10 protein-coding genes are annotated in these 15,311 nt (G+C 68.1%); 2 read left to right on the top strand and 8 right to left on the bottom strand.

Annotation, left to right across the window (positions count from 1 at the left end; translation table 11 throughout):
* Positions 1 to 14 precede the first annotated feature (14 nt).
* Genes AX676_RS07890 through AX676_RS07875 form a run of 4 tightly spaced genes read right to left on the bottom strand, consistent with a single transcriptional unit; the run spans position 15 to position 3,356 of the window.
* Positions 15 to 659: a 2-dehydro-3-deoxy-6-phosphogalactonate aldolase gene (locus AX676_RS07890; protein ID WP_066482940.1), complete on the bottom strand. Its 645-nt coding sequence runs from the start codon at positions 657 to 659 to the stop codon at positions 15 to 17.
* Positions 659 to 1,570, bottom strand: a complete 912-nt coding sequence (locus AX676_RS07885; RefSeq protein ID WP_066482934.1) for a 2-dehydro-3-deoxygalactonokinase — start codon at positions 1,568 to 1,570, stop codon at positions 659 to 661. The genes AX676_RS07890 and AX676_RS07885 overlap by 1 nt, the downstream gene beginning before the upstream one ends.
* Entirely contained in the window at positions 1,567 to 2,439 is an 873-nt protein-coding gene (locus AX676_RS07880) for an SMP-30/gluconolactonase/LRE family protein (RefSeq protein WP_066482931.1), read from the bottom strand. Before AX676_RS07880 ends, AX676_RS07885 begins: the two co-directional genes overlap by 4 nt.
* The gene (locus tag AX676_RS07875) at positions 2,436 to 3,356 is read right to left on the bottom strand and encodes a Gfo/Idh/MocA family protein (RefSeq protein WP_066482930.1); all 921 of its coding nucleotides are present in this window, start codon (positions 3,354 to 3,356) and stop codon (positions 2,436 to 2,438) included. The genes AX676_RS07880 and AX676_RS07875 overlap by 4 nt, the downstream gene beginning before the upstream one ends.
* 95 nt (positions 3,357 to 3,451) lie before the next feature.
* Between AX676_RS07875 and AX676_RS07870 the strand changes: the two genes are divergently transcribed.
* Positions 3,452 to 5,251, top strand: a complete 1,800-nt coding sequence (locus AX676_RS07870; protein WP_066482927.1) for an IlvD/Edd family dehydratase — start codon at positions 3,452 to 3,454, stop codon at positions 5,249 to 5,251.
* Positions 5,252 to 5,287: 36 nt separating this feature from the next.
* Here AX676_RS07870 and AX676_RS07865 read toward each other — a convergent pair whose 3' ends face one another.
* The 3 genes from AX676_RS07865 to AX676_RS07855 are packed head-to-tail and all read right to left on the bottom strand — an operon-like array spanning position 5,288 to position 10,090.
* Positions 5,288 to 6,748 carry a sodium:solute symporter family transporter gene (locus AX676_RS07865; RefSeq protein ID WP_066482925.1) on the bottom strand — a complete coding sequence of 487 codons (1,461 nt, stop codon included), beginning with the start codon at positions 6,746 to 6,748 and terminating at the stop codon, positions 5,288 to 5,290.
* 34 nt (positions 6,749 to 6,782) lie between these two features.
* Positions 6,783 to 8,120 carry an alpha/beta hydrolase family protein gene (locus tag AX676_RS07860; protein ID WP_066482924.1) on the bottom strand — a complete coding sequence of 446 codons (1,338 nt, stop codon included), beginning with the start codon at positions 8,118 to 8,120 and terminating at the stop codon, positions 6,783 to 6,785.
* Positions 8,117 to 10,090, bottom strand: a complete 1,974-nt coding sequence (locus AX676_RS07855) for a beta-galactosidase (protein ID WP_066482922.1) — start codon at positions 10,088 to 10,090, stop codon at positions 8,117 to 8,119. The genes AX676_RS07860 and AX676_RS07855 overlap by 4 nt, the downstream gene beginning before the upstream one ends.
* Positions 10,091 to 10,231: 141 nt before the next feature.
* On the opposite strand from AX676_RS07855, the gene AX676_RS07850 reads away from it, so the two are divergent.
* Positions 10,232 to 12,358, top strand: coding sequence for an alpha-galactosidase (locus AX676_RS07850; protein WP_066482918.1), 2,127 nt, complete (start codon positions 10,232 to 10,234; stop codon positions 12,356 to 12,358).
* Positions 12,359 to 12,450: 92 nt separating this feature from the next.
* Here AX676_RS07850 and AX676_RS07845 read toward each other — a convergent pair whose 3' ends face one another.
* A complete protein-coding gene (locus AX676_RS07845; protein WP_066482915.1) occupies positions 12,451 to 15,201 on the bottom strand; it encodes a TonB-dependent receptor in 2,751 nt (916 codons plus the stop codon).
* Positions 15,202 to 15,311 lie beyond the last annotated feature (110 nt).

Genomic DNA, 15,311 nt, shown 5'->3' with positions numbered 1-15,311 from the left:
TTCGTTCCCCCGGGTCAACGTGATGGCGCGAAACCGGCCGAACGCCAAGCGTCGACGAGCGCGTCGGCATTGGCGCGGGTCGTTGCCGCCGGCTGCCCGGGCCGATAGAGCGCGCCGCCGACCCCGATCCCCGCGAACGGTCCGCTGAGCCATTGTGCCAGCGTGTCCGGCCCGGTGCCGCCGACCGCCCAGAGGCGCACGTCGCGCGGCAGCACCTCGACCAGCGCGCGCGCATAGCCCGGGGCCAGGGCACTCGCCGGAAACAGCTTCAGGTGACGCGCGCCCGCGGCGATGGCGGCAAAAGCCTCGGTGGGCGTGACGAACCCCGGCATCGGCTCCAATCCGAGGCCCATGCCACGCGCGATCAGCTGAGGATCGGTGTTGGGCGTGACCATCAGCCGCGCGCCCGTCGCGGCGAGCTGATCGACCAGGTCTGCCGTCACCACCGTGCCGCCGCCGATCAGCGCGCGGTCGCCGAACTCGGCCTGGATTGCGGCGATGCTGGCCGCGGGGTCGGGCGAGTTGAACGGCACCTCGATCAGGCGGATGCCCGCTTCGACCAGGGCGGCAGCGGTGGCGACCGCCTCAGCGGGCGTGATGCCGCGCAGGATCGCGACGATCGGCGGCGCGCCCGCCGCCAGGATGCTGTCGACGCTCATCATCGTGCCCGTTCCTCATCCAGCGCGCCCAGCCGCGCAAGTCCGGCAATCGCACAGGCATCGCCGTCCAGTACCGTCGTCGCGATCGCCATGCCGTCCAGGACGCTGCGATACCGCGCGACCAGCGCGGGCGCCCCGACCAGCACGACCGCACGCGCATCGCCGACGCCGCCCTGCACCTCCGTGCCGATCAGCAGCCCGGACAGGAATCCCGCGGCCCATCCGGCGCTGCGCCCATCGCGCAGCTGCGCGGCGCGCGCTTCGAACAATGACCCCGCCAAGTCGCCGCCGCCGATCCGCGCCAGGCCGGCGGCAAAGCCTTCCGCTTCGCCGGCAGGATCGTCGCCGATCCGCAACAGCGTCGACCGATCGCGCAGCAGCGCGAACAATTCGCCGGTCAGGTAGGTGCGAAACGACACGATGCGGCCGTCCGCCACCCGCGCCCATTTGCCATGCGTGCCGGGCAGCGCGATCAGATGGCGTCCATGCGACAGCGCCGGATCGAGCGCCATCGCGCCGAAGATCTGCGTCTCCTCGCCGCGCATCACGTCGGCGGCGCCATCGTCGCGGCGGCAGGCGACACCGGGCGCGATGGTGATGCGGAAACCGTCAAGCACGATCCGCTGCGCCGCCGCCGCCCAGTCCGCGGTGCCGGCGGGCGCGTCGGCATAGCCGGTTTCCACCAATCCGTTGCGCGACCCGACCATGCCGCACAGGGTCACATCCCTTACACGTTCCGCGCTGCTCCAGCGTGTCAGCACGGTGGCGAGCACGTCCGTCGGCGGGGCGTCCGCCACCCCGATGCCGGGCCCCTCGACCCGGTCGACGATCGCGTCGCCGCGCAGGTGGAACAGCCGCAGCCGGGTCGTCCCCCAGTCACCGACCAGCCGTTCGCGTGTTGCCACGGTCATCGCGCCAGCCGAACGGGAGGGACGGGATGTCCGGGTGCAGGCGCGGCAAAGGTGAACAGCGACCCGGCCAGCGGCTCGCGCGCGAGCGTCGCGGGGTCGAGCTCGATCCGGGCGGTGGTGACGAAGCCGGTGCGCAGGTCCGGCCCGCCGAACGCGACCTTGGTCACGTTGGTGCATGGCAGGGGCAGTTCCAGGAGCAGCACGCCGTCGGGCGAATAACGCTGGATGCAGCCGCCGCCCCAGACGGCCAGCCACACGCAACCCTCGGCATCGGTGCTGACGCCATCGGGCGTGCCCTTCGCGGGATCGATCGTCACGAAGGTCGTGCCCGCGTCGATGCCGTCGTCGTTCAGCCGGTGGCGGCGGATGATGCGCCCCAGCGTATCGACGGTGTAGAGCCATTGCCCGTCGGGGCTGACCGCCGGACCGTTGGTGATCGCGATAGCCTCGCCGAAATCGCGGATGGAGCCGCCGTCGAAGCAATGGAAATGTCCGGTCGGGCGATGGGTGTCGCGGTCCATCGTGCCGAACCACAGGCGGCCCCCGGCATCGACGGTCGCGTCGTTGGTGCGGTTGTTGGCCGCCATCTTCAGCGTTGCGATGGCCTCGCCAAAGGCGCTGTCGGCAAAGCGCATCAGGCGGTGACCGTCGCCGACCAGCAGGTCGCCGTCCGCCAGCGCGGCGACGAAGCTGGGCGAGCCGCCCGTCTCGATGATCCTTTTGTCCCCGGTCGCCGGGTCGTAGCGATGCAGCCGCCCCCGCACGATGTCGACGAACCACAGCGCGCGGTCCGCCTCGATCCAGACCGGACCTTCGCCCAGTTCGGCATCGAGCCGCCAGGCGAGCGCGGGTGCCGCGAGGTCGGTCATTCGATGAACGCCTCGACGCGCTCGGTGCGGGCGACCATGAACGCATCCGCCACCAGCCTTAACGGTGCGGGGTCGGCGTCGCTCACGCCGTTCGCGACCAGCTCGGCAAAGCGTGCGTAGAGCCCGGGATATTCGGCCTCCGCCCCGGAGCGTGGTGCCCCGCCATCGATGGCTAGTCGCGCGCCGCCCTGGTCGAGCACCATGCGGCCGCCATGGGCGGCGTGCGCCGTGATCGACCAGCATTCGTCGCCCTGTTCGCGAAAGTCGAAATCGGCCGAGATGCGCGTCGCGCCGCTACGCAGATCGAGCGCGGCCGCGATCGGCGTCTGGCAGTTTTCGGGTCGGCTCAGCACCGCGCCCTCGACCCACACCGGATCGGGCAGGATCGCGGTCAGGATCGACAGCGCGTTGATGCCGGGATCGAACACGCCCAGCCCGCCCGGTTGCCACAGCCATTGCTGGCCGGGATGCCATTTGCGCACGTCCTCGCGCCATCGCACCGTTACGTCGGCAACGGGGTTCGCCGCGATCCAGTCGCGCGCCGCCGAGACCATCGCCGCATGGCGGCTGTGCCAGGTGGCGAACAGGACGGTGCCGGCTTGCTCGGCGCGCCGGCGCAGGTCCTCGAACTCGGCCAGCGTCGCGGCTGGCGGCTTTTCGAGCATGACGGCCATCCCCGCGTCGATCGCCGCGCGCGCGATCGGTCCGCGCACCTGGGGCGGGGTGCAGATCGCGACCGCGTCCACATCCGCCCCCGCCGCGATCATCGCATCGATGGTGTCGAAGACCGGGACATTGGACATACTTGCGCTGCGGCTGACGATTGCGGCAAGCTCGAAGCCGGGATTGGCGGCAACCGCCGGCAAATGCTGGTCGCGGGCGATTTTGCCCAGACCGATGATCGCCAACCTTATCATCTCACGTCCAATGTTGTTTCCGCGAACTTATTAGTAATATATATCACACGCAAGATGGTGACCTGACCCGCCTGGTCGGGAGAACGGGATATCAAATGAGCGGAGCCGACGACACCGGCCGGAAATTTCGATCGCGCGCGTGGTTCGACAATCCCGAGAATGTCGACATGACCGCGCTCTATATCGAACGCTACCTGAATTTCGGGCTGAGCCAGTCTGAACTGCAGGGCAACCGGCCGATCATCGGCATCGCACAGACCGGCAGCGACCTCAGCCCCTGCAACCGCCATCATCTGGTCCTTGCCGAACGCGTGCGCGAGGGGATTCGCGATGCCGGTGGCGTTGCGATCGAATTTCCCGTCCATCCCATCCAGGAAACGGGCAAGCGCCCGACGCCGGGGCTGGACCGCAACCTCGCCTATCTGTCGCTGGTCGAGGTGCTGCACGGCTATCCGATCGATGCGGTGGTGCTGACCATCGGTTGCGACAAGACGACACCGGCGTGCCTGATGGCGGCGGCGACGGTCAACATCCCGGCGATCGCGCTGTCGGTCGGGCCGATGCTCAACGGCTGGCACGAGGGCAAGCGGACGGGATCGGGGACGATCGTGTGGAAGGCCCGCGAGCTGATGGCGGCAGGCGAGATCGACGCAGCGGGGTTCATCAAACTGGTCGCCAGCTCCGCGCCCTCGACGGGCTATTGCAACACGATGGGCACCGCCACGACAATGAACAGCCTGGCCGAGGCACTGGGCATGCAGCTGCCGGGTTCGGCGGCGATCCCGGCACCCTATCGCGACCGCCAGGAAATGGCGTATCGCACCGGCCTGCGCATCGTCGAACTCGCGCGCGAGGACGTGAAGCCGTCGGACATCATGACGCGTGACGCGTTCCTCAACGCGATCGTCGTCAATTCGGCGATCGGCGGGTCGACCAATGCACCGATCCACCTTGCCGCAATCGCCCGGCACATGGGGGTGGAGCTGTCGCTCGCCGACTGGGAGCAGGTCGGTCACGACGTGCCGTTGCTCGTCAACCTGCAGCCCGCTGGGGAATATCTGGGCGAGGACTATTATCGCGCCGGCGGCGTGCCGGCCGTGGTCGCCCAGCTGATGCGCCACGGGCTGATCCGCGAGGGCGCGCTGACCGTCAGTGGCCGCAGCATCGGCGACAATTGCCGCGACGCGGCAATCGCGGACGAAGCCGTCATCCGCCCGATCGACCGGCCGCTGATGGCGCAGGCGGGCTTTGCGGTGCTGACCGGCAACCTGTTCGACACCGCGATCATGAAGACGAGCGTGATCTCCGACGCGTTTCGCGCGCGCTATCTGTCCGATCCCGCCGATCCCGACGCGTTCGAGGGGCGGGCGATCGTGTTCGACGGGCCGGAGGATTATCACGCGCGGATCGACGATCCCGCACTGGCCATCGATGCCCGCTGCGTCCTCGTGATCCGCGGCGCGGGGCCGATCGGCTATCCCGGCGCCGCCGAGGTCGTGAACATGCGCCCGCCCGCCTACCTGATCCAGCAGGGCGTGACCGAACTGCCGTGCATCGGCGACGGCCGCCAGTCGGGCACCAGCGGCAGTCCGTCGATCCTCAATGCCTCGCCCGAAGCGGCGGCGGGCGGCAACCTTGCCATCCTGCGCACGGGCGATCGGCTGCGCGTCGACCTGCGCCGCCGACGCGTCGATATCATGGTCGACGATGCCGAACTGGACCGGCGGCGCGCCGCGCTGGAGGCGGACGGGGGCTATCGCTACCCCGCATCGCAGACACCGTGGCAGGCGATCCAGCGCGCCTGCGTCACCCAGCTGGGCGACGGTGCGATCCTGGGCGGCGCCGACGCGTTCCAGCGCGTCGCGCAACGGGGCTTGCCGCGCGACAGCCATTGATGCGGCCGGCGTGCAGCATTTCGATGCCGCGGCGTCTCAGCCCGCTTCCTGCGCCAGCCAGTCGCGCGTCCGGTCGCGTCGCCAGATCGGCGTGGCGGTCGCGCCCAGAACGAAGCGGTTGACCGCCAAGGCGACAAGGATCGAGCTGAACAGCGTGACCGGCATCAGGTGGATGTAATGGGTCGGGGTCCACGCGAAGGTGAAGATCGCGTAGAGCCCGATCCCGAACAGGAAGCCCGCGATCGCCGCGCGCCAGTCGACGCCGCGGAACAGCAGCCCGACGACGAACACCGACAGGACCGGCATGCTGGTCAGCCCGTTAAGCTGCTGGACCAGGTTGATGATGCTGTCCGCGCCGTCATAGACCGGCACCAGCGCGACCGCGAGGACGACGAAGGCGGCGCTGATCGCCGCGCCCAGCCGTACGACATTGGGATTGCGGTCGACATAGGGTTCATGCAGGTCGCAGACATAGAGCGCGGCGGACGAATTGATGATGCTGGCGAAATGCGCGAGCACCGCCGACGCGATTGCAGCGGCGAACACGCCGGTCAGCCAGTTCGGCAGGACGGCTGCGACCACCCGGCCATAGGCGGCATCGCCGATCGGCCCGAACAGCTTGTACGACACGATGCCCGGGATCACGACCATCGGCGGGATGATCAGCACCCGCACGAGCGTGGCCGCGAGCAGCCCCTTCTGCGCCTCGCGCAGCGACGGCGATCCCATCGCCTTCTGGGTGATGGTCTGGTTGGTTGACCAGTAGAACATCTGGATGAAGATCATGCCGGTGAACAGCGTCGGCCACGGGATCGGGCTGTCGGGCCCGCCGATCAGCGACAGCCGCTCGGGGGGGATGCCGCTGAAATCGAAGCCGATCGCGGCGAGCGAGAGATAGACGACCAGCGTGCCCATGCCGAGCAGCAGCACGCCGCTATAGGTGTCGGTGATCGCCACCGCGCGCAAGCCGCCCAGAATGGCATAGGCCGCCCCCGCCACGCCCAGCAGCGCGGCGATCAGCAGGATCGGCGCGTCCAGCCCGAACAGCGTCTTCATCAACAGCGCGCCGGTATAGAGCATGATTGGCTGGTAGATCAGGCAATTGCCGACCAGGAACAGACCGCCGATCGCGGCACGGACATGCACGTTGCGATAGCGCTTCTCCAGCAGCTCGGTGACGGTCGTGCAGTCATAGCGGTAATAGATGGGCAGGAAGACGAAGGCGAGCATCAGCAGCCCCGCCACCGCGGAGAGTTCCCACCAGGCGAGCAGTGCCATCTGGTTGCCGTTCATGCCGACCAGCTGTTCGGTCGACAGGTTGGTGATGGTGATCGACCCGGCGACGAAGAACCAGCTCAGCCCCTTGTCCGCCAGGAAATAGTCGCGACTGGTGTTCGCGCGGCGTCCGCCCTCGCGCCGGACCTGCCACACCGTCGCTGCCGCTACCCCCAGGGTCAGCAGCACCGCGATCCAGACCTGGCTGTTACCCAGCTCCATCAACGTCTCTCCCGATGGTCGTTGCGCGCGTCGATCAATCCTGCGGCGCGCGGCGATGCAGTTCCAGCCCGACCGCCCAGCGGCGCTGGAACCCGCGCCAATAGCTGGCCGACGCGCCCGTGCCGCTCGCGACGCGCCCGCCGGTCGCTTCGTTGGGCGCGAGCAGCCATTCGCCCGCGTCCGACACCGGGGTTGGCACGTTCAGATAGCCCGCGCGGTCCGCCTCGTCCTTCAGCTTCCAGTCGAGAAACGCAGTGACGAAATGGGCGTTGACCGCCAGGATTCGGTCCTTGCGCCATACTGGTTCGTCATAGCGGTCAAGAAAGCGGTGATCGCCACGCAGCGTCGCGGGGGCGGCGTTCATCGCGATATTGTGGCGCGCCTCGCGATAGACGAGCAGGTAGCGTTCGCTGTTGACCAGCGTGTCGAACATCCAGCGCACGCCGCCGGCGAAATCGGCGACATCGTCCTGATCGCCGTCGACGATCAGCGTGGGCGCCTGCACGCTGCCGAGCGATGCGGGCGTCCACATCCGCACGCCCGGCCCCCCGCCCCATGGCCCGAACAGGATCAGCGCCTTGATGCCGGGGATCGGCCGGGCATTGCCCTCGGTCAGCGGGGTCAGCAGTCCCCCCGGGATCCGGCTGGCCAGCGGCGATTTGGGGTCATAGCCCGCGCCCGCAGTCGACAGCGCACCGAACGCGCCCATCGAAAAGCCGCCGAGCGCCATTCGATCGGGATCGGCATGCGCCAATACCGGGTCGCGGCCGGCGGCGGCGCGTGCGATCAGCTCGGCGATCACGCCGCGCTGGTCGGCGCCACGCTGGACGATGGCCTCGAGCGCGGCGAGCTCGCGCGGGGTGCGGTCACCTTGCAGCGTCGCATCGCCATGCTCGATCGCGGCGACGATATACCCCTTGGACGCCAGATTTTCCGCAAGCTCGCTAAACATCACCGCGCGGTTGCCGAAGCCGTGCGACAGGACGACCAGTGGAAATCGGCCCGGCGCGGGCGCGGCGTCCCTGACCGCAGCACCTGCAAAGCTGACCGTCGCGGGCACGGCGGGTCCGTCGCCCCCGACGATCGGGGTCGGCATTTCATATTCGGTCGCGGCGGGCTTGGCCGTGGTCGGCGCAGGATACCACAGCACGACCGGCAGCTCGCGCGGCCCGCGCGCCATCGCCCCGGTGACGAAATTGCTCGCCCGCAGGTCGGGGCGGTCGGGCAGGGTGACGGTAATCTGGCGGGTGCCGGCCTGAAACGCGCCGCGCGGCGCCAGTTCCGGCGCGTCGGCCGCGATGGAAATCGGGGTGTCTGCGCGCGCCGCGACCGGGGCGGCAATCAACAGCGACAGGGCGAGCATGCGCATCATTCGGGAATCCTCCAAGCCGCCAGGTCGCGCGGACCGATCTGCGGCCCGCCGATCAGGAATTCGGCGTCCGCCGGTGCCGGGCAGGCGACCGGGTCCGCGCCATAGTTGAAGGCGAAAGTCACCGGTCCGCGCCGGCGCAGGCGCAGCGTCGTCGCCAATCGCATCGTCGCGATCCCGGCATCGGCGCAGAGCGATGCGAAGAAATCGGTGAGAAACGCCGCGTCGGTCAGCGTCGCGAGATAATGTGCGCTGCCGGCGCGGACGAGCGCGGGGGCGCCGTCCTCATAGGTCGCAACCACCTCGGCGCTGCCGGGATCGATCGTCTCGCGCCACCGGTCGCTCGCATAGCTGCGCCCGGCGAAATGCAGTTCGCCCGGACAATCCGGCCGGATCGTTTCGGTCGCGAGCATGCGGACCGGGACCAGTTCGCGCAATTCCCCGGGCGGCAGGCCGGTCACGATCGTGACGTCGCGCGTCTTGGCCCCGGATCGCGGGCCGAACACCAGCGTCGCGCCGCTCGCGCGCAGCCGGTCGACGACCTCCGCATCGGGCATCGCCAGGCAGGGTGCGGCGATCAGCCGGTAACCCGACAGGTCCGCATGGGGCGCGACGAAATCGACGTCGAGGCCCAATGTGCGCAGCGCCTGATACCATTCGAGCAGCACGCCGGTGTAATCATAGCTGTCGCCCTGGCGCTCGACCTCGGCCAGCCACTGCGCGTCGATATCGACCATCAGCGCGACGGGCGCGCGCGCGGCCGCGGCCTGCGCGATCCCGGTCCGCGCCAGTTCGGCGGCGACCCGCTCGACCTCCGGCCAGGCCTCGGCCTCGCTGCTGTCGGGGCGCAGCAGCCCGGCATGCATCTGTTCCTGCGCGAACGGCACCTGGCGCCAGCGGAAATAGCTGACGACATCGGCACCATGCGCGAACGCTTCCCAGCTCCACAGCCGGACCATGCCGGGGGCCGGGCGCGGGTTGTGGCCCGCCCAGTTCACCGGTCCGGGCTGCTGCTCCATCACCCAGAACGACGTGCCGGTCAGGCAGCGCGTCTGGTCGAAATAGAAGGCGCCGAAATCGGGGTGCCCGGTGCGCATGAATGGGCGGAATTCTTCCGCCGCCGCGCGGCGCATGGTCAGGTCGGTGCGCCCGAGCGGATAATTGTCATAGCTCGCGAAATCGAGCGGGCGGGCGAGCGCGTGATTGTCGACCCCGGTTTCGTCCATCGGGATGAAATTGTGGGTGATGAACCGCCCCGGCGAATGTTCGCGCAGGATCGCGACCATTTCGTCGTGAAAGGCGACGACCTGGTCGGAGGCGAAGCGTTTGAACGCCATGCGATGCGCCGGGCTGGTCTCCGTCACCGCGCCGAACGGGACCTCGATCTCGTCGAAGCTGCGATATTCCATCGACCAGAAGACATTGCCCCATGCCGTGTTGAGCGCGTCGATCGTGCCGTAGCGTTCCGCGCACCACTGACGAAAGGCATCGCGCGCGACCGGCGACGCGCTGAGCGTCGTGTCGTGACAGCTGATCTCGTTGTCGGTCTGCCACCCGGCGACCGCGTCGTTGCGGCCATAGCGCGCGGCGAGTGCGCGCGTGATCCGCATCGCTTCGCGGCGATAGGTCGCGCTCGAAAAGTCATAATGCCGCCGCGACCCGAAACCGCGGGTCCGGCCGGTGTCGGGGTCGACGGGCAGGATGTCGGGATGACGGTCGATCAACCATTTGGGCGGGGTCGCCGTCGGCGTGCACAGCACGACGCGCAGGCCGGCGGCCGCCAGCGTATCGATCGCGCGATCGAACCAGTCGAAGCTGTAACGGCCCGGATCGGGCTCGAACCGTGACCAGGCGAACTCGCCGATGCGGACATAGGTGAGGCCGAGCCCCTTCATGCGGCGGGCGTCGTCGGCCCACCACGATTCGGGCCAATGTTCGGGATAGTAGCAGACACCCAGCACGCTGTGCTTCATCCTCCCGAAAAACCAGCCGCCCCGTCGACGATCGGCGCGGGGAGGATTAGACTTGGATACTGAACATATTTATCAGACAAACAATGCCGGTCAATCCGCCAGCAGCATTACCGCCGCCAGATCACCAGCTTCGGGACCATCATGTCGCACCTTTACCCTGACCGCTACATCCGTCTCGACGGCGACGCCGTCACCCTGATCCTGGCGATCACCGATGGCGTGCCGCACGTCCTCTACTGGGGCGAGCGGCTGTCGGCCGAGACGGACGGCGCGATGCTCGCCCGACTCGCGCTGCGCGAGGAAGCACCGGCATCGCCCGCGCAGCAGATTCCGGTCGCGCTGACGCCGATGCCGGGCCACGGGCATGTCGGCCGTCCCGGCGTTGCCATCCATCGCGACGGCCGCGACTGGGCAGTGATGGCGCGGGTCGTCGCGGTCGAGGCCGATGCGCGGGCGATCCGGCTGACCAGCCGCGATCCGGCGTGCGGGATCGCGATCGAGCATGCGCTGGCGATCGACGGCGATGTCCTGATCGCGACGACGGCGCTGGTCAACGAAGGTGACGCAGCGATCGACCTCGCGCATCTGTCGGCACCGGTCCTGCCCATCCCCGCGCAGGCAACCCGGATCCTTGGCTTTGAGGGTCGCTGGTCCAACGAGTTCCAGCTTCATTCGCGCGAGCGCGGCGTCGGCAGCTGGCTGCGCGAGAACCGGCGCGGGCGGACCAGCCATGACGCGTTTCCCGCACTGATCCTGACCGATCCCGGCACTGGCGAGGCCGACGGGCTGGCCTATGGTTTGCATCTGGGCTGGAGCGGCAATCACCGCAGCGTCGTGGAGACGACCGCCGATGCGCGCGGTCAGGTGATGATGGAGGCGCTGCTGTTTCCCGGCGAAATCCGGCTGGCACCCGGCGACCGCTATGCAACCCCGCCCCTGTTCGCCAGCGTGACGCGCCAGGGCCTGTCGGCGTTGTCGCGCGCCTTTCACCGCTATCTCCGCGCGCGCCCCGAGCATCAGCGGCTGCGCGACCGGCCGCGGCCGGTGCACTATAATTGCTGGGAGGCGATCTATTTCGACCACCGGCTCGACACCCTGCTGGCGCTCGCGGATCGCGCGGCAGCGGTCGGGGCGGAACGTTTCGTGCTCGACGATGGCTGGTTCATGGGCCGGCGCAGCGACCGGGCGGGGCTGGGCGACTGGCGGGTCGATCCGGCGGTCTATCCCGACGGCCTTGCACCGCTGATCGACCGGGTCGCGGCGCGCGGCATGGAATTCGGCCTGTGGGTCGAGCCCGAAATGGTCAATCCCGACAGCGACCTCTATCGCGCGCATCCCGACTGGGTGCTCGCCACGCCGCCCGCGCCCGCCGTCACCTATCGCAACCAGCTCGTCCTCGATTTCGGGCGAGCGGAGGTACGCGACCATCTGTTTGGCTGCATCGACGCGCTGCTGCGCGAATATCGCATCGGCTACCTCAAATGGGACATGAACAGCGACCTGCCTCAGCCCGGCGGCGGCGATGGCAGGCCGGCCGCCGACGCGCATGTGCGCGGCGTGTATGACGTGCTCGACCGGCTGCGCGCGGCGTGGCCGCATGTGGAGATCGAGAGCTGCGCCTCGGGTGGCGGGCGCGCGGACTACGGCATCCTGGCGCGCACCGACCGGATCTGGACGTCGGACAGCAACGACGCGATCGACCGGCTGGCGATCCAGCGCGGCTTCTCGCACTTCTTTCCCGCCGAACTGATGGGGGCGCATGTCGGGCCCGATCCATGCCACATCACCGGCCGCACCCTGTCGCTCGCGCTGCGCATCCAGACCGCGATGTTCGGGCATATGGGGATGGAGCTCGACCTGCGGACGCTCGACGACGCGGCGTTCGCCGAGCTTCAGGCGGGGATCGCGCTGCACAAGCGGCACCGTGCGCTCATCCATCACGGCGACCTCGTCCGGCTGGATGCGGGCCGCGGGGTCAACGCGTTCGGCATCGTCGCCGCCGATCGCGCGGAGGCGCTGTTCAGCGTCACCCGGATCACCGAGGCGACCGGCTATTATCCCGATCCGCTCCGCCTCGCCGGGCTCGACCCCGCCCGGCGCTATCGCGTGCAGCTGGTCTGGCCGCAAGCGATCCCCGCGCGCTCGGCGCTGACAGCGGCGCTGATCGAGGGAATCGAGGTGACCGGCGAGGCGCTGATGCTGCACGGTCTCCAGCCGCCGCGCGCGTATCCCCAGACGGGTTTCGTCCTGCATCTCACGGCCGCCTGACAAAAAGGGCGCGGCGATAACGCCGCGCCCAGTTGACCTCCGGTCGGGGGAGGAAAAGCGCGGGCGGCGAGGGTGATCGCCCGCGCCGGAGGCTAGAAGTCGAGCCGGGCACCCAGCGCGTAGCGGGGACCGGTGTCGACCAGTGCGATGAATTCGCGTTCGAGCACGCCCTGGCGGCGGGTCTTGGCGCCGGTCAGGTTGACCCCTTCCGCGAACACGCGGACATTCTTCGTGACCTGATAGCTCGCCTGCGCGTCGAACTGTCCCAGCGGGCGGACGAACACCGGCCGGTTGCCCGGGGCGGCCGACAGCGCCTGAAGGAACTCGTCGCGCCGGTTGTACGCGATGCGCGCCTGAACCGGACCCTTTTCGTAGAAGACGGTCACGTTCTGACTGTCGCCGAGCCCGGTCAGCGCGACGTTCTGCGTCGGATCGCTGGCGTCGAATTCACCGCTGCTGCCGACAAAGGTCGCGTTGGCGGTGATGCCCAGCCCGTCGAGCGGCGACGGCAGATAGGTGAAGGTGTGCTGCAGGCCGATTTCGAGCCCGTAGACGTCGATCGCGTCGAGGTTGCGGGGACGCTGGACGTTGAAATTGGCCACCCCGCCGGCAAATTCGGGCGCGTTGCTGGCATTCGCGATCGGGAACGGCTCGATCGCGCCGTTGGTCGCGATGAAGTCGTCGACGCGCTTGTAGAAGGCGGCGACGGTGAAATAGCCGCCGCGTTCGTAATACCATTCGAACGACACGTCGAAATTGGTCGACTTGTACGGCCGCAGGTCCGGGTTGCCGCCCGACGCCTGAAGGTTGCCGGGACGGGCATTGGTCACCGTCACGCGCGGTGCCAGCAGCGGCAGGTCGGGCCGGGTCACCGTCCGCGACGCCGCGAACCGGCCGACGATGTCGTCGGTGAAGTCGACCTTGAGGTTCAGGCTGGGGAGGAAGTCGTCATAGGAGTTCTTCCGCGAGATCGCGGTCGATCCGGGCTCGAACACCGTGGTGTAGGAGGTCGGATCGCTCGGGATGGTCAACAGGTCGAGCAGCGCCTGCTGCGACCCGTCCGACGTGACGTCGGTGTGGACATAGCGGAAGCCCAGCGTGCCCGACCAGTTCAGCCCGGCCAGCGTGCCCTCGAAATCGGTCTGGACATAGCCGCCGATAATCCGTTCGCCGATGCGATAGCTGACCGGATAGCGGATCGGCGCATAACCGTTGTTGGCGGCCAGGAATGCGGCCAGCGAGCCGATCGGGCGCCCGACCGCTGCATCCTGTGCATTGGCGGCAGCGGTGGATTCGAGGAACGCGAAATATTCCTCCTGATCGAACGCGAGCCACTGGCGCGGGAAGTTGCCCGATGTGCCCGAAAAGAAATTGGGCGGGTTGTAGGGCGTGAGCAACCCGGCCGGCACGTCGATCGCATAGCCGCAATAGGCGCAGCCGACGTCGTTCTGGCTGCGCAGCAGCTCGTTCGACTTGGTGCGATCGAGGAAATAGCCGCCGACCTTGAACGCCTTGAGGATGCCGCTCTCCGTACGGAACGTGGCGTCGAGCCGCTGTTCGTACACATCCTCGGCGATGTTGAACCCCTCGCGCGTGGCGAAGTGCGCGCGACCGACGACATTTTCGGTGAAGCTGCGCTGGCCCGCGACGCTCGGCACGCTGCCGGTGCGGTTGTCGAAGGTGATGACGTTGTTGAAGCCGACCACCGCAAAGACTTCGTTGCCGCCATTGTTGGATTCGGCGCGCGAATAGCTGCTGTCCGAGGTGACCGTGATCAGGTCGGTCGGATTCCATTCGGCATTGAAGCCAAAGGCGAGCACTTCGGTCGGACGGTTGAAGGTGCGACCGATATAGTCGGTGTTGCCGCTCACGGTCATCGCCGTGATCTGGTTATCGCCGTTGACGGTCAGGTTGCGCGCCTGGCTCGGCGAAAAGAAGTGACCGATGCTGGCCGCTTCGCTGTCGACGGTGAATTTGTTGTACAGGCCGTCGAAGGACAGCGTCAGCTTGTCGGTCGCGCGGAACTGGACGGTGCCGGTCACGCCGATGCGCTCGCGGTCCTGCTGGTCGGAAATCTGGTCGTAATTCTGCGGGAACAACACGCCGCCCGGGGCGCTCGGCACGTCGCGGGTCAGGAAATAGCCGTTGGTCGCCAGCGTGTTCACCAGCGCCTTGCGCCGCTGATACGACACGGACACCAGCGCGCCGAGCCGGTCGTCGGCGGTGGTCGTGCTGAACAGGCCGAATGCCGAGCCGGCGAATTTGTCGGCGAGGTCTTCGTAATTCGCCTTGCCCGACACGACGATCTTCTGGCCGCCCAGATCGAACGGGCGCAGCGTCTTGACGTTGATCGTCGCGCCGATGCCGCCGTCCTGCAGCTTGGCGTTGCTGCTCTTGTAGACATCCGCGCCGGAGATCAGCTCGGCGGCGAGCAGGTCGAAGCTGAATGCGCGATTGTCGTTTTCGGTCGCGAGCGTCCGGCCGTTCAGCAGCACGGTGTTGAACGACGGGCCGAAGCCGCGCACGGTGACGAACTGGCCCTCGCCCGCGTTGCGGTCGATCGAGACGCCGGTGATGCGCTGGAGCGATTCCGCAACGTTTGAATCGGGGAACTTGCCGAGGTCTTCCGACGCGATCGAATCGACGATGACGTCGGCATTTCGCTTGATGTCGATCGCGCGCTCAAGGCTGGCGCGGATGCCGGTGACGACGATGTCGTCGTCCGCCGGGGCCGCGGCGGGCGTGGCGTCCTGGGCATAAGCTGAAAATGGCGTGGCTGCCGCGACCGCGGCGCACGCGCCGGCGAGCAGACGCGTGCGAAAACGTGATTCATGAGTGCGCATCGGCCTCATACCTCCCTAAAGGATCGCAATCGATCCGGCTCCCGGACATCTTCCCGGTTATTCTCTTAATTATCTTATCAATGCGATGGTGTCAAACCGGCGGAGGCGGG

Source organism: Sphingomonas sp. CCH21-G11 (genome assembly GCF_001555965.1).
GTDB lineage: Bacteria > Pseudomonadota > Alphaproteobacteria > Sphingomonadales > Sphingomonadaceae > Sphingomonas.
This window is presented reverse-complemented; position numbering and strand designations above follow the sequence as displayed.

Coding starts and splice junctions, on each gene's coding strand:
- AX676_RS07865 (WP_066482925.1), bottom strand. CDS start 6,748: ATGGAGCTGGGTAACAGCCAGGTCTGGATCGCGGTGCTGCTGACCCTG.
- AX676_RS07870 (WP_066482927.1), top strand. CDS start 3,452: ATGAGCGGAGCCGACGACACCGGCCGGAAATTTCGATCGCGCGCGTGG.
- AX676_RS07890 (WP_066482940.1), bottom strand. CDS start 659: ATGAGCGTCGACAGCATCCTGGCGGCGGGCGCGCCGCCGATCGTCGCG.
- AX676_RS07845 (WP_066482915.1), bottom strand. CDS start 15,201: ATGCGCACTCATGAATCACGTTTTCGCACGCGTCTGCTCGCCGGCGCG.
- AX676_RS07860 (WP_066482924.1), bottom strand. CDS start 8,120: ATGATGCGCATGCTCGCCCTGTCGCTGTTGATTGCCGCCCCGGTCGCG.
- AX676_RS07855 (WP_066482922.1), bottom strand. CDS start 10,090: ATGAAGCACAGCGTGCTGGGTGTCTGCTACTATCCCGAACATTGGCCC.
- AX676_RS07885 (WP_066482934.1), bottom strand. CDS start 1,570: ATGACCGTGGCAACACGCGAACGGCTGGTCGGTGACTGGGGGACGACC.
- AX676_RS07880 (WP_066482931.1), bottom strand. CDS start 2,439: ATGACCGACCTCGCGGCACCCGCGCTCGCCTGGCGGCTCGATGCCGAA.
- AX676_RS07875 (WP_066482930.1), bottom strand. CDS start 3,356: ATGATAAGGTTGGCGATCATCGGTCTGGGCAAAATCGCCCGCGACCAG.
- AX676_RS07850 (WP_066482918.1), top strand. CDS start 10,232: ATGTCGCACCTTTACCCTGACCGCTACATCCGTCTCGACGGCGACGCC.